Origin of the sequence: Campylobacter sp. CH246 (assembly GCF_004378835.1) — a bacterium.
Classification (GTDB): Bacteria; Campylobacterota; Campylobacteria; order Campylobacterales; family Campylobacteraceae; genus Campylobacter_D; species Campylobacter_D jejuni.
Window position 1 is genome coordinate 76169 of record NZ_RYYA01000005.1, and the last position, 23420, is coordinate 99588.

Consider the following 23420-nt stretch of genomic DNA (forward strand, 5'->3'; position numbering starts at 1 on the left):
AAATCCTTTAAATTTCAAAAATCTCAGGTTTTAATTTTAAAAGTAAGCAAAAAGTTGCTAAAACGGCTTGTTCTTGCATAAATTCACGATCCCCATTTAAATAAAGCGTTTCTTGGATAAAAGTTCCATCTCTAAACATTGCACCTATATAAATAGTACCTGATTTTATTTTTCCCTCATCTTTTTCGCCAGTTACTCCGCTAATAGCTAAGGCGAAATCAGGATTAGCTGTTTTAAAAATACCTTTTAGCATAAAATAAACACAACGTTCACTGTATTCGCCATTATTCTCTAAGACGCTTTCGCTAATTCCAAGCCATTCGTGTTTGATGCGGTTGGAATAACTTACAATAGAACCTTCAAAAATTTCACTTACACCTGAAATTTTGGTTAAGGTACTTGCACAAAGTCCACCTGTGCAACTTTCAGCAAAAGAAATTTTTAATTTTTTTTCTAAAAGTTTAGAGCTTATAAAATGTATAGGATCTTTACCTAAAAACACCTTTTGTCCAAAAAGATTTTTTACGCTATTTAAAAAACCATCAAGTTTTCCAAAATTAGCACAAGTGGCCTTAATAAGCACAAGATTATCTAAAAGCTTAGTTGATTTTATACTTATCTCATAAGATTTTGTTAGGGTTTGCAGTAGCAATATAGCGCTTTCATCATCCATGCCAAAAATGCAAAAATATGCAAAATTTAATTTTATATGCCCAAGAAGATTGGGTAATTTTTCGCTTGGATTTATTTTAACGACATTGATTTTTGAATTTGAAAAATTACACACAAAGCTATTTTTACTAAATTCTGCTTTATCTGGAACCAAGGTATCATCTTTTAAGATAAGATTATCATCATTCAAAGTTGCTAAAATTTTAGCAACAGTTGCATAATGCAAAGGGCTTGTAAATAAAGTGATAAAATCGTACTGATTTAAGAGATTTTCAAGCAAAAAGGGTAAATCTTTATCAGTTTTATTTTGTATGCGAATTTCGTTGATTTCTTTAAATTTTTCTTCATAAGTTCTATAAATATAATTTTTGAATTTTTCGTTTATAGTAAGCTCATCTCCTATAAGATAAAGCAAATGTTTCATAAATTTTCCTTTTTTTCTTATAATTATAGCCAAAAACAAAGTAGAAATTAAAGCTAATTTGAGTAGAATTTAAGATTATTAAAAATTAGGTGGAAAAAATGGACTACAAAGAAACTCTACTTTTGCCCAGCACTACTTTTGCTATGCGGGCGAATTTAGCGGAACTTGAACCGCAAAGATTTAAAAAATGGTTTGAGCAAAATTATGCTTATGAAAAAATGAAAGAAAATCGCAAAAATGCGAAAAAAAGTTTTACCTTACACGATGGCCCCCCTTATGCTAACGGACATATCCATATAGGACATGCTTTAAATAAAATTTTAAAAGAAACTATTATCAAAACGCATTATTTTAAAGGTGAGAGTGTGCGTTTTACTCCAGGGTGGGATTGTCATGGTTTACCTATAGAACAACAAGTAGAAGTAAAGCTTGGAGAAAAGAAAAAAAGCTTAAGCAAGAAAGAAATTCGTGAGTTTTGCAGACAACATGCGAGTGAATTTGTAGATATCCAAAGAGAAGAATTTAAAAATTTAGGCATTATTGCGGATTGGGATAAGCCTTATTTGACTATGAAATTTGAGTTTGAAGCAGCGATTTATAGAACTTTATGTGAGATTGCTAAAAAAGGCTTACTTTGCGAGCGTTCTAAACCTGTTTTTTGGAGTTGGGCGGCAAAGTCAGCTTTAGCGGAAGCTGAAGTAGAGTATCAAGATAAAGAAGATTATTCTATCTTTGTGGCTTTTGATTTAGATGTAAAAGCTTGCGAAAAATTAGGTGTTTCAAAAGCAAGCGCAGTGATATGGACAACTACGCCTTGGACTTTAGTGGCTAATCAAGCTATAGCTTTAAATCCTAATGAAAATTATGTGATTACCAAAGAAGGTTTGATTTTTGCAAGTGCTTTACTTAAAAGTATGGTAGAAAAAGGACTTACAAGTGGAGAAATTCAAAAAGAATTAAACGCAAAAGAATTTGAAAAACTTGAAGCTATCAATCCTTTAAATGGAAGAAAATCTGTTTTAATTATGGGTGAGCATGTATTGATGGATGGTGGAAGTGGACTTGTGCATACTGCACCAGGACATGGCGAAGATGATTACTATGCTTGTTTGAAATACGGTATTGAAGTTTTAATGCCTGTTGATGATGGTGGATGTTATGATGAAACTTTAAGAGCTAAAGAGCTTTTGCCTTCTCATTTGCTTGAAGAGTTTATAGGTCTTCATATTTTTAAGGCCAATGAAAAAATTTTAGAACTTTTAGGCGCAAAACTGTTACATTCTTCTAAATTTATACATTCTTATCCATTTTGTTGGAGAACGCATAAGCCTGTGATTTATAGAGCTACTAAACAATGGTTTATTTTAATGGATGAACCAAAACTTCAAGGAAAAACTTTAAGAGAGTGTGCAAAAGAACAACTTTTAAAAACAACTTTTTATCCGCAAAGTGGGGTAAAAAGAATAGGTTCTATGGTGGAAAATCGCCCAGATTGGTGTATTTCAAGACAAAGGGACTGGGGAACGCCTATAGCTTTTTTTAGAGATAAAAACACTAAAGAAGTGATTTTTGATGATGAACTTTTTGACTTTGTAGCAGCTATTTTTGAAAAACATGGCGCTGATGCGTGGTGGGAGTTTGAAATCAAAGATTTAATTCCTGCAAATTCAAAATACAACGCTGAAAATTTAGAAAAAGTATATGATATTTTAGATGTTTGGTTTGATAGTGGAAGTACTTTTAATGCGGTTTTAAATAGCGGACTTTATGACGCAGGAGAAAAAAGAGCAAGTATGTATTTAGAAGGAAGCGATCAGCATCGTGGTTGGTTTCAAAGCTCTTTACTTGTAGGTACAGCGATCAATGAAAGTGCACCTTATGAAAGCATTTTAACTCATGGTTTTACTACGGATGAAAAAGGGCAAAAAATGTCTAAATCTAAAGGCAATGTGATCGCTCCTGAATATGTAGCAAAAACTTATGGAGTCGAAATTTTAAGACTTTGGATACTTTTAAGTGATTATTCAAGTGATTTAAAAATTTCGGACAATATCTTAAAACAAGTAGGTGAACAATACCGCAAAATAAGAAATACTATAAGATTTTTGCTTGCCAATACAAATGACTTAAAAGATTTAGAGGTTGAAGAATTTAGCTTTATTGATAAATGGATATTAAGCCGTGCAACTAAAGTTTTTAAAGCAAGTAAAGAAGCATTTTTTGCTTATGAATTTGCTAAAGGTTTTAGTTTGCTTTTAAATTTCTTAAGTGCGGATTTAAGCGGGATTTATCTTGATATCAGCAAAGATAGACTTTATTGTGATAGTGAAAATGCCCAAAGAAGAAAATCTGCTCAAGTGGCTATGGCTTTGATAGCAAAAGAGCTTTTAAATTTACTTGCTCCAAATTTAAGCTATAGCGTAGATGAGGCTTTAGAACATGCTAATGTTTTAATCAAAGGCGATGCAAAAGATGTATTTGATTTGAGTTTAACTCAGGATTTTGATTATGATTTTGGTATAGATGATACATTTTTAATAAGCGCTAGAGAGAAATTTTTTGAACAAATTGATATGCTTAAAAAAGATAAAATCATTAAATCTACTTTGGAATTAAATTTAAACATTAGTTTTAATAAATTCCCAAATGAGGAATTAGCCGATTGGTTTATGGTGAGTCAAATCAGCAATGAAAATGAAGAAATTTTAGCTGAATTTGAAGTAGAGAATGAGAAATTTAAAATCACCAAAGCTTCGCTTTGTAAATGCCCAAGATGTTGGAAACTTCAAAGTAAAAATGAAGAAACACCTTGTTTAAGATGTGAAGAAGTTTTAAAAGGGATTCAATGCTAGAAAATCCTATTCCAAATAGCATTATCATCACAACTATAGCGGTGGTTTTAGCTTTTAGTGCTTTAGCAGTATTTTTGATCAAAAAAACAAAGGAAAATAAATGATAACTTTAAAAGAAGCTTTAAAATACTCCAAAGAAGAACTTGAAAATTTAAAAAAAGAACTCAATGAAAAAGCAAAAAAAGAAAAAAAAATAGGTGCTTATATTGAACAATTTTTAGATAAAGACTTAAGTGTTTCAGGTGAAGGTGTGCCTGTAGCTATAAAAGATAATATCAGTGTAAAAGGTTGGGAGCTTACTAGCGCAAGTAAAATTTTACAAGGTTATATCGCTCCTTATGATGCAAGTGCGATTGTTAATTTAAAAGCTAATGGTTTTGCTCCTTTTGGGCGTTGCAATATGGATGAATTTGCTATGGGAAGTTCAACAGCGAGTTCTTGTTATGGAAAAACTTTAAATCCTTTAAATTTTGAGCGTGTTCCAGGTGGATCAAGTGGTGGAAGTGCTGCTGCGGTAGCGGGTGGCTTGGCTTTGGCAAGTTTGGGTTCTGATACAGGAGGATCTGTACGTCAACCTGCAGCTTTTTGTGGTTGTGTAGGATTTAAACCGAGTTATGGAAGAGTGAGTCGCTATGGTTTGGCTTCTTATTCTTCAAGTTTGGATCAAATCGGGGTTTTAACGCAAAATGTAGAAGATGCGGCAATTTTATATGATGCGATTGCAGGATATGATAAAATGGATAGCACGAGTGCAAATATCGAGTTTATCAAAACCGCTTCAAATTTAAATGCAAATAAAAAATTAAAAATTGCAGTGATTGAAAATTATATCAATGATGCAGATAGCGAAGTAAAAAACGCACTTTTAAAAACCATAGATATGTTAAAAGCTAATGGACATGAGATTGTATATAAAAATTTACTTGATTCTAAGTTTGATATCGCAGCGTATTATATCATCGCAACAGCCGAAGCAAGTGCGAATTTAAGCCGCTATGATGGGGTACGTTATGGCAAGCGTTCCGAAAATATCCAAAATTTAAAAGAAATGTATGTAAATACACGCAGCGAAGGTTTTGGCGAAGAAGTAAAAAGAAGAATTTTGTTAGGAACTTTTGTTTTAAGCAGTGGATATTATGATGCGTATTATATCAAAGCACAAAAAGCTAGAGCTTTTATCAAGGCAAAATATGAAGAAATTTTGCAAGATTGTGATCTTGTTTTTATGCCTGTAACTCCTACAACGGCTTTTAAATTTGATACTCAAAAAAGCCCTATGCAAACTTATTTAGAAGATGTTTATACTATCTCTGTAAATTTAGCAGGACTTGGAGGCATTAGCGTGCCTGTTGCAAAAGATAAAGAAGGGCTTAATATATCAGCACAACTGATTTGCAAAGCTTATGATGAACAAACCTTGTTAGATGGGGCTTTAAGTTTAGAACAAATGATTAAAAATTAAGGATAAAAGATGAAAATTGTAAAAAGAGCTTTAACTTTTGAAGATGTATTATTGCGTCCTGGGTATTCTGAAGTTCTACCTAAGGAAGTAAAAATTCACACTAAACTAACAAAAAATATCACTTTAAATATGCCTTTAATCTCTGCGGCTATGGATACCGTTACTGAACACAGAGCTGCTATCATGATGGCAAGACTTGGAGGACTTGGAGTGATTCATAAAAATATGGATATAGCTTCACAGGTTAGAGAAGTAAAAAGAGTGAAAAAAAGCGAAAGTGGAGTGATTATCGATCCTATTTTTGTAAGTCCTAAAGCAAGTGTTGCAGAGGCTTTAGAAATCATGGCAGAGTATAGAATTTCAGGTGTTCCTGTAGTAGATGAAGATAAGAAACTAATAGGCATACTGACCAATCGTGATTTAAGATTTGAGAGTGATTTTTCAAATTTGGTTGAAAATGTTATGACTAAAATGCCTTTAATCACTGCTCCAAAAGGTTGCACTCTAGATGATGCGGAAAAAATTTTTAGTACCAATAAAGTAGAAAAACTTCCTATAGTTGATGAACAAGGACGCTTGGAAGGACTTATCACTATAAAAGATCTTAAAAAACGTAAAGAATATCCTGATGCCAATAAAGATAATTTTGGAAGATTACGTGTGGGTGCGGCTATAGGAGTAGGGCAAATGGATCGTGTGGATGCTTTAGTTGAAGCGGGTGTTGATGTTGTTGTGCTTGATTCTGCACATGGACATTCTAAGGGTATTATTGATACAGTAAAAGCAATTAAGGCTAGATATCCAAATTTAGATCTTATCGCAGGAAATATCGCCACTGCAGCTGCAGCAAAAGCACTTTGTGAAGCAGGGGTAGATGCGGTTAAAGTAGGTATTGGACCAGGAAGTATTTGCACTACACGTATTGTTTCAGGTGTGGGTGTGCCTCAAATTTCAGCCATTGATGAATGCGTAGAAGAAGCAAATAAATTTGGCGTTCCTGTGATAGCTGATGGTGGGATTAAATATTCAGGTGATATTGCAAAAGCTTTAGCTGCAGGTGCGAGTTCTGTTATGATAGGATCGCTTTTAGCTGGAACGGATGAGAGTCCAGGAGATCTTTTTACTTATCAAGGAAGACAATATAAGTCTTATCGTGGTATGGGCTCACTTGGGGCTATGCAAAAGGGAAGTTCGGATAGATATTTTCAGCAAGGTACTGCTCAAGATAAACTCGTTCCTGAAGGTATAGAAGGGCGTGTTCCTTATGTGGGAAGTATAAGAAGCGTGGTGCATCAACTTTTAGGAGGTTTGCGTTCTTCTATGGGTTATGTTGGGGCTAAAGATATAGAAGATTTTCAAAAAAGAGCCGAATTTGTTGAAATTACCACTGCAGGGCTTAAAGAAAGTCACGTGCATGATGTTACTATCACTCATGAAGCACCAAACTACAAGGTTAATCATCAATGAGTTTTGAAGAAAATTTAAAACACGCTAATGAATCTTTGGAAAAATTAAATAATCAAGAGCTTGCCTTAGATGAAAGTGTAAAAATTTATAAAGAAGGTTTAGAAAGCATTAAAAAAGCAAGACTTGAGCTTGAAAAAGCAAAATTAGAAGTGGAGCAAATCGATGAGTAAAATAGCAGCTTTACAGTTTCCAACTTTAGCTTTAAGTGAATCAAGGCTTGATTATTATCTTAAAGCTTCAAAAGACAATGGAGCAAATTTAGTAGTTTTGGGAGAATATGTGATCAACAGTTTTTTTACAGAACTTTTGCATATGCCAAAAAATATGATAAAAGAACAAAGCGAAGCTAAAAAAGAAAGCTTGATTAAACTTGCTAAAAAATACGAATTAGAAATCATCGCTCCTTATGTAAGCGTTGAAGCTAAAAGTTATAAAAAACTTTGCTTAAAAGTTACTCCAAATGGTGTGAAAAGTTATGAACAGCAAATTTTAATGCCTTATGAACATTGGAATGAAGAAAAATTTTTCAGCAACAAAACTCCATCAGAATTAAAAATTTTTACTTTTAATTATGAAAAATTAAAATGTGCTTTGCTTTTTGGTTTTGAGACGCATTTTGATATTTTTTGGCAACAGATTATGGCGAAAAAAATTGATTTGGTTATCGTTCCTAGTGCTTGTACCTTTGAAAGTAAACAAAGATGGGAAGAACTTTTAAAAACAAGAGCGTTTTTAAATTCTACAAGCATTTTAAGAGTCAATCGCATAGGTAAAACAAAAGATGAATGGAATTTTTACGGTGATACTTTGTTTATCAATGCTTTTGGTGAGATAGAAAGTAAATTAGGTTCTGAAGAAGAAATGCTTATCATAGAGCCTAAAAAAAGTGATGAAGCAAGAAAACTTTGGGGTTTTGATAAAATTCTTAAGAATTTTTAAAGAAGATGAATATGAGAAAAATTTTACTTCAAATTTTTATTTTTAGTGTATTATTTATAGTAACTTTTACCATTAATCGTATTTTAATGCAAAATTCTTTTATCCCTACTGGTTTAATTAGCGATAAAAATGAAATCTTTTTAATGTATCTTTTAGGTGTTTTTCATGATATAAGATTTTTAAGTGCAGCGTTTTTACCATTCTTGCTTTGTGGTTTTTTAAGTTTAATTTTTTCTAATATAAAAATAAATAATAAATTAGTAATATATAGTAAAAATTTTTATTTCATTTTTTCAAGCATTTATATAATTGTTCTTTCTTGTCTTTGTATAGGATTTTCTTATGCAAAATACTATTATTACGAAATTTACAAGACTAAATTTGATATTTTTATGTTTACTCTAAAAGATGATAATACAAAAACTATTTTAAGTATTATTTATCACGATTATCCAATTTTAAAAATTTTAGCTTTAATGTTGATTTTTGGAGTTTTTGTATTTTTTTTAAATTTGAAAATATTAAATTTAAAGCTAAAACCTGTTAATTTAAGATTATTTCCCTTAATAGCTTTAAATTTAATATTAATTATTGTTTATGTTATAGCCTTAAGGGGTCCCTTTAAGCATGTGGCTATAAATGTGCAAAATTATTCTTTTAGCGAATATAGTGTTGTAAATGATACAATGTTAAATCCAATTATGGCATTTTCTTGGGCTTTAAAACAATATAAAGAAGAAGTGGCTTTGAAGGTTATCACACCTTTGAAAGCACAAGAACTTAAAGAAAAACTTTTTGATTATTTGCATCAAAGTCCTATAAATCTAAAAGCTGAAAAGAATCATCCTAGTGTATTTGTTAACTTAATGGAAAGTTTTGGGCTTAATTTGGCTGATTTTACAAATACGGAACATAATTTTTTGGGTTCGTTAGATAAACATTTTAAGCAAGATTTTTTATTCAAACGCTTTTTGAGTTCTAGTAATGGAACTATACCAAGTTTTGCAAACTTATTTTTTGTAAGTCCATTTTCTAATATTTCCACAAGTAAATTTCAGAAAACTTATTTAGATTTAACACCTATTGCTATTTATAAGAAAGCAGGATATAAGGTGATTTTTGTAAGTGCAGGTAATGGATCTTGGCAAAATATTAAAAATTATCTCAGTATTTTGGGGGTAGATGAGATTATAGATGAAAATATTTTAATGAAAGAGTATAATGGAGCAAAAGATAGCGAAAATGGTTATGGGGTAGCTGATGAGTTTTTATATAAAAAAGTTTATGACTTACTTCAAAAAAATCCACACAACACCCTTATAATTGCTCTTACTATTTCTAATCATCCACCTTATAAAATTCCACAAAATGATTTGCCAAAATTACAAAACATTCCGCAAACTTTGCTTAATATGCTTCCTTATGAAAAAGATAAACAAGATAACATTATCAAAGCTTATACTTATGCAAACAATGAATTTGGAAAATTTCTAGATAAAGTAAAACAAAGTCCATTTAAGAATAGTGTCATTATAGCAGCAACTGGAGATCATAGAGTACGCGAAATGAGTATAGATTTAAATTCCCAAAAAGCTTTTGCTTATAGTGTACCTTTTTATCTTTATATTCCTAAGGATTTACAAGATGATATTTATTATGATAAAGATCGTGTAGGATCTCATAAAGATATTTTTCCAACTCTTTATGCTTTAAGTTTAAATAATGTTAAGTATTTAAGCGTAAGCGGAAGAAATATGTTAGCAAGACCAAGTGATGAGAAATTAGAATTTGGGATCAACGATGCTGTATGGATTGATAAAAAAGGTATTTATAGTGGCGGTAAAGGGTATTATTTTGAAAGTAATGATACTTTAAAAGATATGAATAAAGCTTTTAACCTTGATGTTTATACTAAAGACTTTGATAAATTTTATAGAGAGTTAAATTTATATCAATTAGCCGAGCGTTTAGGCATTTCAAAATAGGATTTATATTTTCTTTTTAGTAAAAAAGTGCTAAAATTTAGCCTTTAAAGTATAAAGGTTTAAATGATGCAAAATATCCATTTTATCGGCATAGGCGGTATAGGAATTTCCGCTTTAGCAAGATTTTTAAAAGAAAAAGGTTTTAAGATTAGCGGAAGTGATCTTAAAGAGAGTAAAATCACTAAAGAACTAGAAAAAGAAGGGGTTAAGGTCAGCATCCCTCATCATAAAGACAATATTTTAAACAAAGATTTAGTTATTTATTCTGCAGCTATCAAAGAAGAAAATCCTGAATTTAAACACACTAAAGAATTAGGCATTAAATGCCTTTCACGCAAGGAGGCCTTGCCTCTTATTTTAGAAGATAAGCGTGTTTTTGCAGTTGCAGGAGCACATGGAAAAAGCACAACTTCAAGTATTTTAGCTTCTTTGCTTGATGATGCTTCTGTGATCATCGGAGCGATTTTAAAAGAATTTGGTTCAAATATGATTTATAAAGAAAGCCAAAACCTTGTTTTTGAAGCTGATGAGAGCGATAGTTCTTTTTTAAATTCAAATCCTTATTTGGCTATAGTTACCAATGCGGAAGCAGAGCATTTAGATCATTATGGCAATGAAGTTTCAAAACTCCATCATGCTTATGCGGAGTTTTTAGATACGGCTAAAATTCGCGTGATTAATGCTGAAGATGAGTTTTTGAAAAATTATAAAAATGAGTCAATCAAGCTTTATCCAAGCAAAGATATCAAAAACTGCACCATGTGTATAGAAAATTTCAAACCTTTTACAAGCTTTGAGTTAAAAGATTTAGGTGAGTTTAAAGTTTTTGGTATGGGATATCATTTAGCCCTTGATGCGTCTTTGGCGATTTTGGCGGCTCTAAATTTTTTAGATATAGAAACGATAAGAACTAGGCTTAAAAATTATCAAGGTATTAAAAAGCGTTTTGATATTTTACATGCTGATGAAAATTTGGTTTTAATCGATGATTATGGTCATCATCCAACCGAAATAAAAGCGACTTTAAGTGCAGCACAAGAATACGCAAAATTAGGTAGATATAAAAAAATCACAGCTATCTTTGAACCCCACCGCTACACGCGTTTAGCTGCAAATTTAAAGGAATTTGCAAAGGCTTTTGAAGGTGTTGATGAGCTTGTAATTTTACCTGTTTATGCCGCAGGAGAAGAGCCTATAGAACTTGATTTAAAAGCGATTTTTCCTAAGGCTTTATTCGTAGAAGATATCAAAAGAGAGGGTAAATTTTTAGTAGCTTCCAAGGGACAGGTTTTTGAAGAAGGGCTTATTATAGGTTTTGGTGCAGGAGATATCAGTAATAAATTAAGGCAAAAAAATGAGTAGGGTTTTTTTATATTTTTTAATTATTTTAATTTTAGCCTTAATCACTTTTGCTTTGCGTGAAAAATTAGGCAAAAAAACTAAACCTTTTTTTGGTATTTTGCTTGTGATTTTTATTGTTTTAGCAGTATTTTTTGAATTTGAAAACACACAAAAAAGTCATTTAAGAACAAATATTATCGTAGCTTTTAATCAAAATAAAAATATTTTATGTAAAGATATCAATGTTTCTAAGGCGTATTTTAATTATGAATTTGGTACAGGAAGTTTTATTTCAAAGGATAATAATCAAAGTTTTAATTCTTTAATCATAGATATTAAAGATTGTAGGTTAAATGATGAATGATATTAAAGAAGAGTTGATCTCAAAGCTTGATTTAAATGGCTATTTAGAAGAGTTTAAAGCTCTTTTTGCAAGAGATAAAGAGATTTTTTTACAAGGAGATTCTAATCTTCATTTTAAACGCATACATGAGCTTTGCGAGGTGGAATTTCCTACTATGCCAGAGCTTAGCAATCTTGATAAAGCCTTAGTGCATTTAAGCAAGCAAGGAATTTTGCATTTAGATGAAATTTTTGAATTTGTAAAAATTTTTCGTTATTTTGAGAAGCTAAAAAAAATAAAACTAGGAACAAATTTAGACTCTTGGCTACAAAAGATAGAATTTATTAGCGGGGCTTTGGAGCTTTGTTTGAATTTCGATGAAAAAGGGGAGTTAAAAGAAAGTTTAGATGAAAGACTTGTAAATCTTAATGCCGCTCTAAGATTAAAAAATGAAAGCATAATAGCTGAGTTTAAGAAATTTTGCTATACAAAAGCTTTAATGCCTTATCTTATCGATACACAAATCCATCTTATAAACAATCTTGAAGCCTTGCTTGTAAGAGGCGGGTTTAATCACGCTATTAAAGCAAAAATCATAGGTAGAAGTAGTGGCGGTGGCTTTTATATCGTGCCTTTAAGTGTTGAAAATTTGCAAAATGATATAGAAAAAATCAAAAATCAAAAAGAAGAAATTTATTATGAATACGCTAAAAATTTCTCAGCTTTTTTAGCAAAAAACCTACCTTTTTTAAAATTTATCAATACAGCCTTTGATCTTTTTGATCATTATAGTGCTAGGGTTTTGCTTGCTAAAAAAAGGGATTTTGAATTTGTTTTGTGTGATCAAAGTACAGATTTAGTGCTTAAAAATTTCGCTCATCCTGCCTTAAAAAATCCAAAAAGCGTGAGTTTGGAATTTAAAAAACAAGTTTTAATCATCACAGGGGTAAATGCAGGCGGAAAATCCATGCTTTTAAAATCCATGCTAAGCGCAGCATTTTTAGCTAAACATCTTTTGCCTATGCATATCAAAGCAAGTGAAAGTAAAATTGGTACTTTTAAAGAATTTGATGCCATCATAGAAGATCCGCAAAATGTTAAAAACGACATTTCAACTTTTGCAGGAAGAATGTTGCATTTTTCTAGACTTTTTTCTAAGAAAAATTTGCTTTTAGGTATCGATGAAATAGAGCTTGGAACAGATTTTGAAGAAGCGGCTTGTTTGTATAGTGTGTTAATTTCAAAACTCATAGCTAATAATCTTAAAATCATCATTACTACACACCACAAACGCCTTGCTATGCTTTTAGCAAAGAATGAGCAAGTTGAACTCATTGCTGCTTTATATGATGAAGAGCTTTCACGCCCAAAATATGAGTTTTTAAAAGGTACTATAGGAAAATCTTATGCCTTTGAAACTGCTTTGCGTTATCAGATTCCGCCGAATTTAGTTAGCGAGGCTAAAAAGCTTTATGGCGAGGATAAAGAAAATTTAGAAGAGCTTGTGGGTAAAAATATCAATCTTGAATTAGAACTAAAAGCTAAGCTTGAAAATGTTGAGAAAAAAGAGCAAAAAGTCGATGAAATTTTACTTTCTTTAAAAGAGCAAAAAGAAAAAAATGAACAAGAATTTCGTACGAGTTTGAGAAATTTAGAATTTAAATTTCACAAAGCCATAGAAGAAGCTAAAAAAACCATACAGCTTAAAGATATAAAAGACAAGCAAAGAAGTCTTAATAAAGCCAATGAACTTAAAAAAGAAATCATCTTGCCAAGTATGGAGCAAAACGAAGAATTGCGTGTGGGGGATTTTGTAAAATATGAAAAAATTAAGGGTAAAATCATAAGCATTTCTAAAAACGATGCTATGGTTGAAAGTGATGGGATCAAACTTCGTGTGCCTTTAAAACTGCTTAAAAAAAGCACTCCTACACCTAAAATAAGTCCAAAAACAAGCATTAGTGTGGCAAAACCGACTAATCTTAGCGTTAGCTTGGATTTGCATGGGCTTAGGAGTGATGAAGCTATTTCAAGGCTTGATAAATTTATTTCAGATGCTTTGCTTGCAGGCTTTGATGAAGTTTTAGTTTACCATGGTATAGGAACAGGAAAGCTTGCCTTTGCTGTAAGAGAGTTTTTGAAAACTCATAAAAGTGTCAAGGGCTTTAATGACGCACCGATCAATCAAGGTGGCTTTGGTGCTAAGGTGGTGAGATTATAAGGAAATAAATGATTACAAAAGATAATTTAAAACAAGTTCTAGAAAACTTAGGCTTTAAAAATAAAAATGAAAATTATGTAAAAACAATCAATAATTACACACTTTTAATAGATTATAAAAACCAAAGTATTAATTACCCAAAAGAAATAAAAATTCACGATAAAACTACTTCTAATTTTTCACATCCTGAAAATTTTGTAGTTTTTGAATGTGTGCATAGACTTTTAGAAAAAGGTTATAAGGCCCAACATTTAGAGTTAGAGCCAAAATGGAATCTTGGTAGGGATAAAAAAGGTGGTAAGGCTGATATTTTAGTAAAGGATAATGAAAAAAATCCTTATTTGATTATAGAATGTAAAACCACAGATTCTAAAAATAGTGAATTTATAAAAGAATGGAATAGAATGCAAGAAGATGGCGGGCAGCTTTTTTCTTATTTTCAGTAAGAAAAAGGTGTAAAATATCTTTGTCTTTATACAAGTGATTTTAGCGATAAGTTAGAATATAAAAATTACATCATACAAGCTTACGATAACGAAGAATATCTAAAAGAAAGGGAATTACAAAATTCTTATAAAAAATCTAATAACAATATAGAACTTTTTAAAACTTGGAAAGAAAGTTATGAACTGCAATATTTTAAACAAGGTATTTTTGAAGCAAATGTCAATGCTTATAAAATTTTAGAAATTACTCCAACTTTTGATAATCTTAAAGAACTTAAAGAAGAAGGCAAATATCACGAATTTGCAAAAATTTTACGCAAGCATAATATATCAGGCAAGGAAAATGCCTTTGATAAACTTGTAAATATTTTTCTTTGCAAAATTTATGATGAAACTTTTAATAAAAACAATCTCAATTTTGGATATTTTGGCGTAATGGCAGATACTTATGCAAATATGCAAGATAGATTAATGTGGCTTTATAAAGAAGCTATGAAAGAATTTTTAGGAGAAAAAATTACCTTTGTATCTAATGAAGATATAGAAAAAGACTTTAAGCAATTAAAGATAAAAACTTTAAAAGAAGTAATGCAAAATTACATCAAAGAATTAAAATTTTATTCAAATAATGATTTTGCATTTTTAGAAGTGCATAATAAAGAATTATTCTTAAAAAATGCACTTGTATTAAAAGAAATAGTAGAGCTTTTTGCAAATTACAAGCTTACCCAAAACTCTACAAATCAATTTTTAGGCAATCTTTTTGAACTTTTTTTGCAAAAAGGTATGAAGCAAGATGAAGGGCAGTTTTTTACCCCTATTCAAATTTGTGAATTTATTATGTATTCTTTACCGCTTCAAGAAATGTTAAGCAAAAGCTCTAAAGCTTTAAGGGTGATTGATTATGCTTGTGGTGCTGGACATTTTTTAAACACCTATGCCAATGAGCTTAAGCGTTATCTAACAGAAGATGAGCTTAAAGAGCATTATAAAAATATTTATGGTATTGAAAAAGAGTATCGCTTAAGTAAGGTTTCTAAGGTATCAAGTGCAATGTATGGGCAAAATGAAATCAATATTTTATATGCTGATGCACTTGCTTCTTTTGAATTAGCAAATACAAATAATTTAGAAGGAGAAAAAGCAAAACCACAAATAGAATCAAATAGTTTTGATTTGCTTATAGCAAATCCGCCTTATTCTGTAAAAGGATTTTTAGAAACTTTAAGTGATAAATCTAAGAATACCTATAAACTTTTTAACGATGATATAAACATAGAAACAAATAATTCTATCGAATGCTTTTTTTGCGAGCGAGCAAATCAAATTTTAAATGATAATGCTAAAGCCGCTATTATCTTACCAAGTTCTATTTTAAATAAGGATTCTATTTATAAAAATACAAGAGAAATATTGTTTCAAAATTTTGATTTTATTGCCATTGTTGAGCTTGGGAGCCAAACATTTGGAGCAACAGGGACAAATACGATTATTTTATTTTTACGCAAAAAAGAAACTTTTAAACAAGAAAATCATCTTATTTCTCAAGATTATAGTTTGATTAAAGAACGCATAGAAGCTGAAAATTTAAAAGACAGTGAAAACTTTTATCAAAATTATCTAAGTGCGTATTGTGATTTTAGAAAATTTGATAAAGAGCTTTATGAAAATTTTTTAAATGGCAGCTTAGATTCTAAACTTGTAGAGTTAGAAGCCTTTAAAGATTATCGCAATGCATTTGAGCAAACAAGCGATTATAAAAAACTTAAAGAATCTAAAATTTATAAAGAAAGTAAAGATAAGCAAGATTTAGAAGATAAAGCCTTTTTAGCTTATACTCAAGCAATAGAAAAGGATAAATTGCTTTATTTTTGCTTAAGTCTTAATCAAGAAGTCTTAATCATAAAATCCCCAAGTGATATAAAAGAACAAAAGAAATTTTTAGGTTATGAGTGGAGCAATAGAAAAGGCGATGAAGGTTTAAAAGAATTGCATGAGCCTTATTTGAGCCCACTTTTTGAAAGAGGCAATCCACAAAATGAGACCAAGCTTAATACTTTAATTTGTAAAGCATTTTTAAAAACTCTTAGCGATATACCAAAAGATTTACAAGGCTATGCTGGTAAAGCGAGGCTTATTGATATGATGGATTTTGAAAAAGTGGAATTTAATAAAGCTATAAGTTTAAATCCTAGCAATTCAACGCAAAGTGAGATGTCTAATCCTTTTGCAAATTCTAAGTATGAGTTGGTGGAATTTGGACAATTGACAAAAAGCTTAGGAAAAGGAAGGCGACCAGCTTCTTTTGCAGATTCTAATGGAAAATATCCTTTTATAAAGAGTTCTAGAATTTTAGAAAAATGCAATGAATATGATTTTGATATAGAAGCATTAATTATAGGCGATGGAGGTAGTGCTAATATACATTATATAAACGGCAAATTTTCTAGTTCAGACCATACATATATTTTTATTAATAATAAAAAAAATATTATTCTTAAGTTTATTTATTATGTGATTAATTCTAATTTACATATTTTAGAAGTAGGTTTTAAGGGTATTGCTTTAAAAAATATAGCAAAAAGTTTTATACAATCACTTAAAATCCCACTTCCGCCATTTGAAATTCAAAAACAAATCGTAGCAGAGTGTGAAAAGGTAGAAGAGCAGCATAATACTTTAAGCTTGAGTATAAAAGAGTATCAAAACCTAATCAAAGCAATGCTTCAAAAATGTGGTATTATAGAGGACAATCAAGAATATGAACTAAATTCTATTTTAGAAAATTTGCAAAAATTAGAATCTAAACTTGACTTTAATCTCTTGTTTTCATTTATAGATGATTTTACTAATGCAAGGCAAGAAGACTTAAAGAAATTTAAAGAATTCGTCAAGAATATAAAAGCTATTTTAGGTACCTTTTCAACACCACCAAAACAAGGTTGGAATAAAGAAAAACTAAATGAAATTGTTAGCATTCAAAGCGGAGGAACACCTGATAGAAAAATTAAAGAATATTGGAATGGAAATATCAATTGGGTAAAATCTGAAGTATGTCAAAATTGTTATGTTTATGATTATCAAGTTAAAGAAAAAATTACAGAATTAGGATTACAAAAATCATCGGCAAAATTATTAAAGAAAGAAACAACATTAATTGCATTAGTTGGTGCTACTATAGGTAAAATCGGTTTTTTAACTTTTGAAAGTGCAACAAATCAGAATATTACTGGTTTATATCCAAAAAATCTAAAAATCTTAAATACAAAATATTTATATTATGCTTGTATGGGCTTATATGGCCAATTTGGAAAATTAGGAGATTTTGCTATGGCTAATTCTAATTTTATAAAAAATCTTACAATCCCACTCCCACCGCTAGAAATTCAAGAAAAAATTGTTCAAAACATTGAATTGGTAGAACAACAAATTGATTTTCTTAATCTTAAATTAGAATTTTTAGAAAAAGAAAAAGAAAAAATCTTACAAAAATATTTATTTTCTTAAAGCATTTTTCGCTAAACTTTGTAAATTTTATAAGGTTTAGCTATGAAAAACATTATGATATTAAGCGGAGCGGGTTTGTCTGCTCCAAGTGGGCTTAAAACTTTTAGAGACAATGACGGACTTTGGGAAGAATACGATGTGATGGAGGTTTGCTCTGCAACAGGTTTTAGAAAAAATCCTAAAAAAGTACTTGATTTTTACGATGCAAGAAGGGTGCAACTTCAAAATGTAAAGCCAAATCACGCTCATGAAAAAATCGCACAATTAAAAGAAAAATGGGGTAAAAACCTTTTTGTCATCACGCAAAATGTAGATGATTTGCTAGAGCGTGCAGGGTGTAAAGATGTGATTCATTTGCATGGCTTTTTGCCTGAACTTCGCTGCTTAAAATGCGAAGAAATTTTTAATATAGGCTATGAAAAAATCACAGATAAACAATGCCCAAAATGCAAAAGTAAGGATTTAAGACACAATATAGTCATGTTTGAAGAGCAAGCTCCTGTTTATGCTACGCTTTATTCTTTACTTCATCAAACTTCATTATTTATTAGCATAGGCACAAGTGGGGCGGTTTTGCCTGTGGGGCAGTATGCTTCAATGTGCGAAAAAAGTATTTTAAATATCTACGAAAAAGATGCGAATTTAGAGCAGTATTTTGATAAAATCTATATAGAAGATATTATAAGCGCTATTGATAAAATCGCACTTGATATAGAAAATTTTATGAAAGATGGTAATGTTTGATTCTTTTTTAAGTGGAGTTTTTTTGGGCTTTGGAGTGAGTGTGCCTTTTGGACCTGTAAATATTTTGATTTTAACTTATGCACTAAAAGCTTTTAAAAATTCCATAGCTGTAGGACTTGGAGCATTTAGTATAGATATGCTTTATCTTTTTTTGCTTCAATTTGGGCTTTTAAATTTCTTAGACAATGTCATTTTTATGCGTTTTTTGGCGATTTTTGGTTTTTGTTTTTTAACTTATATGGCGTATTTGATGCTAAGAAAAAAGAAAGAAAGCTTAAATTTAGAGCATAAAGAATTTAAAGAAAGTCTTTTGAAAAGTTATATTAAAGGAGCTTTTTTAAATGGTTCAAATCCTTTTGTGATAGGATTTTGGCTTAGTGCTGCAAGTGTGGTTTTAAGCAGCGATCATGCTTATTTGATGACTTTAGGGCTTGTTGTGGCTATACTTTTTTGGGTAAGTGCTTTAGCCTTTGTGGTGGCAAGATATAGTCATGTTTTTAGTGCAAAAGTTGTTTTTATAATCAATATAATTTCAGCTATAATTATAGAGTATTTTGCTCTTAATTTATTATATAAAACTTTCTTAGGATAAAAAATGAATGCAAAAGAATTTTTAATCGAGCTTTTAAAATTTAAATCTGTTACGCCAAATGATGATGGAGCTTTAAATTTCATCGCTATGGAACTGAGTGATTTTGAAGCTTTTTTTATAGAAAAAGAAGGCATTAAAAACCTTTTACTCACTAAAAAATTTAAAGATGAAGGCGAGCATTTAGCTTTTGGTGGGCATGTAGATGTGGTGCCTGCAGGCGAGGGTTGGAGTAATAATGCTTTTGTGCCTATGGAAAAAGAAGGCTTTATCTATGCAAGGGGTGCTCAAGATATGAAAAGCGGAGTAGCAGCCTTTGTAGATGCGGTAAAGAATGCGGATTTTAAAGGAGCTAGACTTAGCCTTATTTTAACAAGTGATGAAGAAGGCGAAGCTATATATGGAACTAAGGCTGTTTTAGAATGGATGCAAGAAAGAGATATGCTACCTGATTATGCTGTGGTTGCCGAGCCAACCTGTGTTAAAAAAATCGGCGATAGTATTAAAATAGGGCGTCGTGGTTCTATCAATGGAAAACTTTTAATCCGTGGAAAACAAGGGCATGTTGCTTATCCTGAAAAATGTATCAATCCTGTGCATGATTTTGCGCCAGTTTTAAAGCTTTTAGCGGGTTTTGATCTTGATCCTGGAAGTGCTGAATTTAGTCCTTCAAAAATCGTTATAACTGATATTCGCGGAGGTATGGGGGTGTGTAATGTTACTCCAAATGATTTAAAACTTATGTTTAATGTTCGCAATTCCCCTGATACAAGCTTAGAAGATGTAAAAAGTTATGTAGAAAAAATTTGTCATGGTTTAAACTATGAGTTAGAGCTAAAACAATCAAGCGAAGCTTTTTTGACAAATATCGATAATAAAATCGTTCAAAAAATGAATGAAAGCGTTCAAAAAATCACTCATGAAGTGCCAGAGCTTAATACCAAAGGCGGTACAAGTGATGCAAGGTATTTTGCAAAATACGGTGTAAAGGTAGTAGAATTTGGGGTTTGTAATGATAGAATTCACGCTATTGATGAAAGGGTAAGTATAGAAGAATTTGAAAAGCTTTGCCTTGTTTTTAAAGACTTGATAGAAAATTTTTAAAGGTTTAGGATGATTGAGGAAATTTTAAAAGATAGTGATTATAAGCTAGATCTATTTAGTAAAAAAGCTATTGCTGAATTGGAAACTAAAATTATAGCTAAAACAAACAAAAATAACCAAATTATATACTATACTAATTGCCTTATCCGCGATAAAGAAATTAAACTTACGCCAGAAGAAATTGTGCGTCAGCTTTATATCGATAAGCTTTTAAATGAATATAACTATCCTAAAGATATGATAAAAATTGAATTTGGTGTGCATTTTGGACGCGAAGTAAAAAGGGCTGATATTGTGATAATGGATAAAATCCAAATCACAGTCCCATACATCATTATAGAAGTAAAAAAGCCAAAGTTGAAAGATGGTAAAGAACAATTAAAAAGTTATTGTAATGCTACAGGTGCAACTATGGCTGTGTGGTGCAATGGTAAAGAAATTAGCTATTATCATAGAAAAGATCCAAATTATTTTGAATCTATTCCAAATATTCCTGCATCAAACCAGACATTACCGGATCTGTTGAAAGTAAAATTTACCTTTGATGATTTGATTAAAGAAGATATTTTAAAAAGTCAAAAGCGAAGTTTAAAGAATTTAGTTACAGAAATGGAAGATGAGGTGTTGGCAAATGCTGGAGTTGATGTATTTGAAGAATGTTTTAAGCTTATATTTATAAAACTTTTTGATGAGCTAGAGGGTGCAAGAGATAGAACAAAGAGCTTAGAGTTTAGAAATTATGGAGAGTCTGATTCTGAACTTAAGCAAAAAATAGAAAAACTCTTTGATAAAGCAAAGAAAAAATGGGAAGGTGTATTTAATAATGATGAGAAAATTAAACTTTCTCCTTCGCACCTAAGTGTATGTGTATCATCATTGCAAAATGTAAAGTTATTTAACTCAAATTTAGAAGTGATTGATGATGCTTTTGAATATCTAGTGAATAAATCCTCAAAAGGTGAAAAAGGGCAATATTTTACTCCGCGTTATGTAATAGATATGTGTGTAAAAATGCTAAATCCTAAAAAAGATGAAAGTATGATAGATACTGCAAGTGGAAGTTGTGGATTTCCGATACATACTTGTTTTTATGTGTGGCGTTCAATTTATAAAGAAAGAGGCATAGAAGCAAGTCATCTCTTTACAGCCCAAGAAAAGATTTCTGAGTGTCAAGATTATGTAAAAGAAAAAGTGTTTGGTATAGATTTTGATGAAAAGAGTGTGCGCGTATAAAAATGCTTAATTTAATTGCAGGTGATGGGCATACAAATGTTTTGTATTTAAATTCCATTGACTTTGATAGATGGGATGAATGGGTAAAAGATGATGAAGATTGGCAAGATGTGTATTTTGAAGGTTTTAAACGCTTAAAAAATTTAAGAGCAACTAAAAATCAAAATAGGGATTTTAATTTCGATATTTTAATGGCAAATCCGCCTTTTGCAGGAGATATAAAAGAGAGTAGAATTTTAGCTAGATATGAGTTGGGCAAAAAGGAAAATGGCAAACCTCAAAGTAAAGTAGGAAGAGATATTTTATTTATCGAACGAAATTTAGACATGTTAAAGCCTGGTGGTAGAATGGCTATTGTATTGCCACAAGGGCGTTTTAATAATTCAAGCGATAAATATATAAGAGAATTCATTGCACAAAAAGCTAGAATCTTAGCGGTTGTAGGACTTCATGGAAATGTCTTTAAACCACACACGGGGACAAAAACAAGTGTTTTATTTTTACAAAAATGGGATGATAAATTATGTCCAAAGTGTGAGGACTATAATATCTTCTTTGCTACTATGAATGAGCCTAGCAAAGATAATTCAGGCGAAAAGATTTATTACCCACTTTTAGATTCTCATGATCATTTAGTAGTAAAACATGATTTATTTCATCCGCATTTAGAAGGAGATGAGCCTATAAAACAAAAAGATGAAAGCCAAGAAGAGTTTGACAAAAGAATACAAGAATATAGATTAAATGTAGAAAAATATAAAGACTTGCAAAAAGATGGCATAGCTGAAGCTTTTATTGAATTTGCAAAAGCAGAAAATTTGAGTTTTTGGAAAGAATAAGTGAATGGATAATATGAAAGAATTTAAAATTTTTTGCGATGAAAGCAATCATTTATCCTACAAAGATAATCCAACTTTGTGTTCAAAGGTTATGGTATTAGGAGCGCTTAAAGTTCCATCATCTGAAATTATTAAAATTAATAAAACAATTAAATATTTAAAGCATAAATATAAATATAATAAAGAAATTAAATGGACAAAACTAAATTTAAGTCAAAAAGGTTTTTATGATGAATTATTAGAATTCTTTTTTTCTTCTGTATATATGTGGTTTAAAGCTGTATTAATTCCAAATAAAACCATTCTACAACATGATATTTACAATCAAGGAGATCATGATTTATTTTATTATAAAATGTATTATCAAGCATTGCATAATTTAATAGATATTGATACAAAAATAAAAATATATCTTGATTATAAAGATACGAAGAGTGGAGATAAAATAAAAGGATTGGAAAAAGTTTTGTTTAATAAATTTAAACAATCAGTAAATATAAAAATTTTTACAATTCAATCACATGAATCAAATATTGTTCAACTTGTGGATTTGTTAATAGGTGCTATTTCATACAAAGCAAGAAATGATATAGAGCATGTAAGCGAAATAAAAAATTATATTATAAATAAAATTGAAACATTGGCAAATATTGAATTGGATGCAGGAACGCCACCTTGGGAAAATAAATTTAATATTTTTAGGATTCAATTGAGTAAAGGTGAACAATAATGTATTACCTCTTGGATTTTAGCACTTGTAAATGTGAAAATGAAAAATTTGACTTAGCTTATAAAATTTTCAAACAAGACTTTATTGAGGTTCCATTGTATTTAGCAGGTTGTATTTATATAGATCCGCAATCACATAAGAAGCATAAGGGGAAAGAAAAGATATTTTGGCATATCACAACACGAGAAAACAAACAAAATAAAACAAGGGAGTTTGATAGCCAAAGAGCTTGCAGAATAAATTGGATTAAACAAATTATTATCAATCATACTCATCCCGAAATTAAAGCTTTTTATTATAAAGAGAAACGAGCAATCCGTTTTTATTTGTGGTTACATAACCATAATTTTATAGTTATTTTACAAAAGCTAGGCAGAAGTAGTTCATTTTTAGTGACAAGTTTCTACATAGATAAAGGATATAATAAAAATATTTATGAAAAAAGATATAGAAATTATATAAACGGAAATGATATAGAGCTAAAGAATTGCGAATGGTTTTAGGGGTTTGGTGCAGATTTAG

16 protein-coding genes and 2 pseudogenes are annotated in these 23420 nt (G+C 30.5%); 17 read left to right on the forward strand and 1 reads right to left on the reverse strand.

Annotated elements, in window-relative coordinates; genetic code table 11:
- Positions 1-7: 7 nt before the first annotated feature.
- Positions 8-1096, reverse strand: coding sequence for a CinA family protein (locus tag ELQ06_RS05195; protein ID WP_032592428.1), 1089 nt, complete (start codon positions 1094-1096; stop codon positions 8-10).
- Positions 1097-1194: 98 nt separating this feature from the next.
- Between ELQ06_RS05195 and ileS the strand changes: the two genes are divergently transcribed.
- From ileS to ELQ06_RS05280, 17 genes and pseudogenes are all read left to right on the forward strand, one after another.
- Positions 1195-3948 carry an isoleucine--tRNA ligase gene (gene ileS, locus ELQ06_RS05200; RefSeq protein ID WP_052793791.1) on the forward strand — a complete coding sequence of 918 codons (2754 nt, stop codon included), beginning with the start codon at positions 1195-1197 and terminating at the stop codon, positions 3946-3948.
- Positions 3942-4052: a membrane protein gene (locus ELQ06_RS05205; protein WP_002869114.1), complete on the forward strand. Its 111-nt coding sequence runs from the start codon at positions 3942-3944 to the stop codon at positions 4050-4052. The genes ileS and ELQ06_RS05205 overlap by 7 nt, the downstream gene beginning before the upstream one ends.
- On the forward strand, positions 4049-5410 hold the full coding sequence (gatA, locus tag ELQ06_RS05210) for an Asp-tRNA(Asn)/Glu-tRNA(Gln) amidotransferase subunit GatA (RefSeq protein ID WP_052793043.1): 1362 nt from the start codon (positions 4049-4051) through the stop codon (positions 5408-5410). Before ELQ06_RS05205 ends, gatA begins: the two co-directional genes overlap by 4 nt.
- A gap of 9 nt (positions 5411-5419) precedes the next feature.
- Positions 5420-6877: an IMP dehydrogenase gene (guaB, locus tag ELQ06_RS05215; protein WP_052793042.1), complete on the forward strand. Its 1458-nt coding sequence runs from the start codon at positions 5420-5422 to the stop codon at positions 6875-6877.
- Positions 6874-7047 carry an exodeoxyribonuclease VII small subunit gene (gene xseB / locus ELQ06_RS05220; RefSeq protein ID WP_002853034.1) on the forward strand — a complete coding sequence of 58 codons (174 nt, stop codon included), beginning with the start codon at positions 6874-6876 and terminating at the stop codon, positions 7045-7047. The genes guaB and xseB overlap by 4 nt, the downstream gene beginning before the upstream one ends.
- Entirely contained in the window at positions 7040-7816 is a 777-nt protein-coding gene (locus ELQ06_RS05225; protein WP_002853489.1) for a carbon-nitrogen hydrolase family protein, read from the forward strand. The genes xseB and ELQ06_RS05225 overlap by 8 nt, the downstream gene beginning before the upstream one ends.
- 11 nt (positions 7817-7827) lie before the next feature.
- Positions 7828-9801: an LTA synthase family protein gene (locus ELQ06_RS05230; protein WP_134237481.1), complete on the forward strand. Its 1974-nt coding sequence runs from the start codon at positions 7828-7830 to the stop codon at positions 9799-9801.
- Between the two features lie 63 nt (positions 9802-9864).
- Positions 9865-11163 (forward strand): UDP-N-acetylmuramate--L-alanine ligase, encoded by a 1299-nt coding sequence (gene murC, locus ELQ06_RS05235; protein ID WP_079460082.1) that lies wholly within the window; start codon positions 9865-9867, stop codon positions 11161-11163.
- Positions 11156-11506 carry a hypothetical protein gene (locus tag ELQ06_RS05240; protein ID WP_052797690.1) on the forward strand — a complete coding sequence of 117 codons (351 nt, stop codon included), beginning with the start codon at positions 11156-11158 and terminating at the stop codon, positions 11504-11506. Before murC ends, ELQ06_RS05240 begins: the two co-directional genes overlap by 8 nt.
- A complete protein-coding gene (locus tag ELQ06_RS05245) occupies positions 11496-13706 on the forward strand; it encodes an endonuclease MutS2 (protein WP_079460081.1) in 2211 nt (736 codons plus the stop codon). The genes ELQ06_RS05240 and ELQ06_RS05245 overlap by 11 nt, the downstream gene beginning before the upstream one ends.
- Positions 13707-13714: 8 nt before the next feature.
- Positions 13715-17659, forward strand: a pseudogene (locus tag ELQ06_RS05250) (restriction endonuclease subunit S).
- A 42-nt stretch (positions 17660-17701) separates the two neighbouring features.
- A complete protein-coding gene (locus tag ELQ06_RS05255; protein WP_052793037.1) occupies positions 17702-18403 on the forward strand; it encodes an NAD-dependent deacetylase in 702 nt (233 codons plus the stop codon).
- Positions 18396-18995 (forward strand): LysE family translocator, encoded by a 600-nt coding sequence (locus ELQ06_RS05260; protein WP_002779102.1) that lies wholly within the window; start codon positions 18396-18398, stop codon positions 18993-18995. Before ELQ06_RS05255 ends, ELQ06_RS05260 begins: the two co-directional genes overlap by 8 nt.
- 3 nt (positions 18996-18998) lie before the next feature.
- Complete coding sequence (gene dapE / locus ELQ06_RS05265; RefSeq protein ID WP_002871776.1) at positions 18999-20096, forward strand: succinyl-diaminopimelate desuccinylase; 1098 nt, start codon at positions 18999-19001, stop codon at positions 20094-20096.
- A 9-nt stretch (positions 20097-20105) separates the two neighbouring features.
- Positions 20106-22168 (forward strand): annotated as a pseudogene (locus ELQ06_RS09085) (N-6 DNA methylase).
- A gap of 4 nt (positions 22169-22172) precedes the next feature.
- Positions 22173-22898 (forward strand): DUF3800 domain-containing protein, encoded by a 726-nt coding sequence (locus tag ELQ06_RS05275; RefSeq protein ID WP_052793793.1) that lies wholly within the window; start codon positions 22173-22175, stop codon positions 22896-22898.
- Complete coding sequence (locus ELQ06_RS05280) at positions 22898-23401, forward strand: hypothetical protein (protein WP_002894495.1); 504 nt, start codon at positions 22898-22900, stop codon at positions 23399-23401. Before ELQ06_RS05275 ends, ELQ06_RS05280 begins: the two co-directional genes overlap by 1 nt.
- Positions 23402-23420 lie beyond the last annotated feature (19 nt).

What these genes read in the sequence shown, in the direction of transcription:
- xseB (WP_002853034.1), top strand. Translation starts at nt 6,874, where the DNA reads ATGAGTTTTGAAGAAAATTTAAAACACGCTAATGAATCTTTGGAAAAA.
- ELQ06_RS05195 (WP_032592428.1), bottom strand. Translation starts at nt 1,096, where the DNA reads ATGAAACATTTGCTTTATCTTATAGGAGATGAGCTTACTATAAACGAA.
- ELQ06_RS05225 (WP_002853489.1), top strand. Translation starts at nt 7,040, where the DNA reads ATGAGTAAAATAGCAGCTTTACAGTTTCCAACTTTAGCTTTAAGTGAA.
- ELQ06_RS05205 (WP_002869114.1), top strand. Translation starts at nt 3,942, where the DNA reads ATGCTAGAAAATCCTATTCCAAATAGCATTATCATCACAACTATAGCG.
- ELQ06_RS05275 (WP_052793793.1), top strand. Translation starts at nt 22,173, where the DNA reads ATGGATAATATGAAAGAATTTAAAATTTTTTGCGATGAAAGCAATCAT.
- ELQ06_RS05280 (WP_002894495.1), top strand. Translation starts at nt 22,898, where the DNA reads ATGTATTACCTCTTGGATTTTAGCACTTGTAAATGTGAAAATGAAAAA.
- ELQ06_RS05230 (WP_134237481.1), top strand. Translation starts at nt 7,828, where the DNA reads ATGAGAAAAATTTTACTTCAAATTTTTATTTTTAGTGTATTATTTATA.
- guaB (WP_052793042.1), top strand. Translation starts at nt 5,420, where the DNA reads ATGAAAATTGTAAAAAGAGCTTTAACTTTTGAAGATGTATTATTGCGT.
- dapE (WP_002871776.1), top strand. Translation starts at nt 18,999, where the DNA reads ATGAATGCAAAAGAATTTTTAATCGAGCTTTTAAAATTTAAATCTGTT.
- ELQ06_RS05245 (WP_079460081.1), top strand. Translation starts at nt 11,496, where the DNA reads ATGATGAATGATATTAAAGAAGAGTTGATCTCAAAGCTTGATTTAAAT.
- ELQ06_RS05240 (WP_052797690.1), top strand. Translation starts at nt 11,156, where the DNA reads ATGAGTAGGGTTTTTTTATATTTTTTAATTATTTTAATTTTAGCCTTA.
- murC (WP_079460082.1), top strand. Translation starts at nt 9,865, where the DNA reads ATGATGCAAAATATCCATTTTATCGGCATAGGCGGTATAGGAATTTCC.
- ELQ06_RS05255 (WP_052793037.1), top strand. Translation starts at nt 17,702, where the DNA reads ATGAAAAACATTATGATATTAAGCGGAGCGGGTTTGTCTGCTCCAAGT.
- gatA (WP_052793043.1), top strand. Translation starts at nt 4,049, where the DNA reads ATGATAACTTTAAAAGAAGCTTTAAAATACTCCAAAGAAGAACTTGAA.
- ileS (WP_052793791.1), top strand. Translation starts at nt 1,195, where the DNA reads ATGGACTACAAAGAAACTCTACTTTTGCCCAGCACTACTTTTGCTATG.
- ELQ06_RS05260 (WP_002779102.1), top strand. Translation starts at nt 18,396, where the DNA reads ATGTTTGATTCTTTTTTAAGTGGAGTTTTTTTGGGCTTTGGAGTGAGT.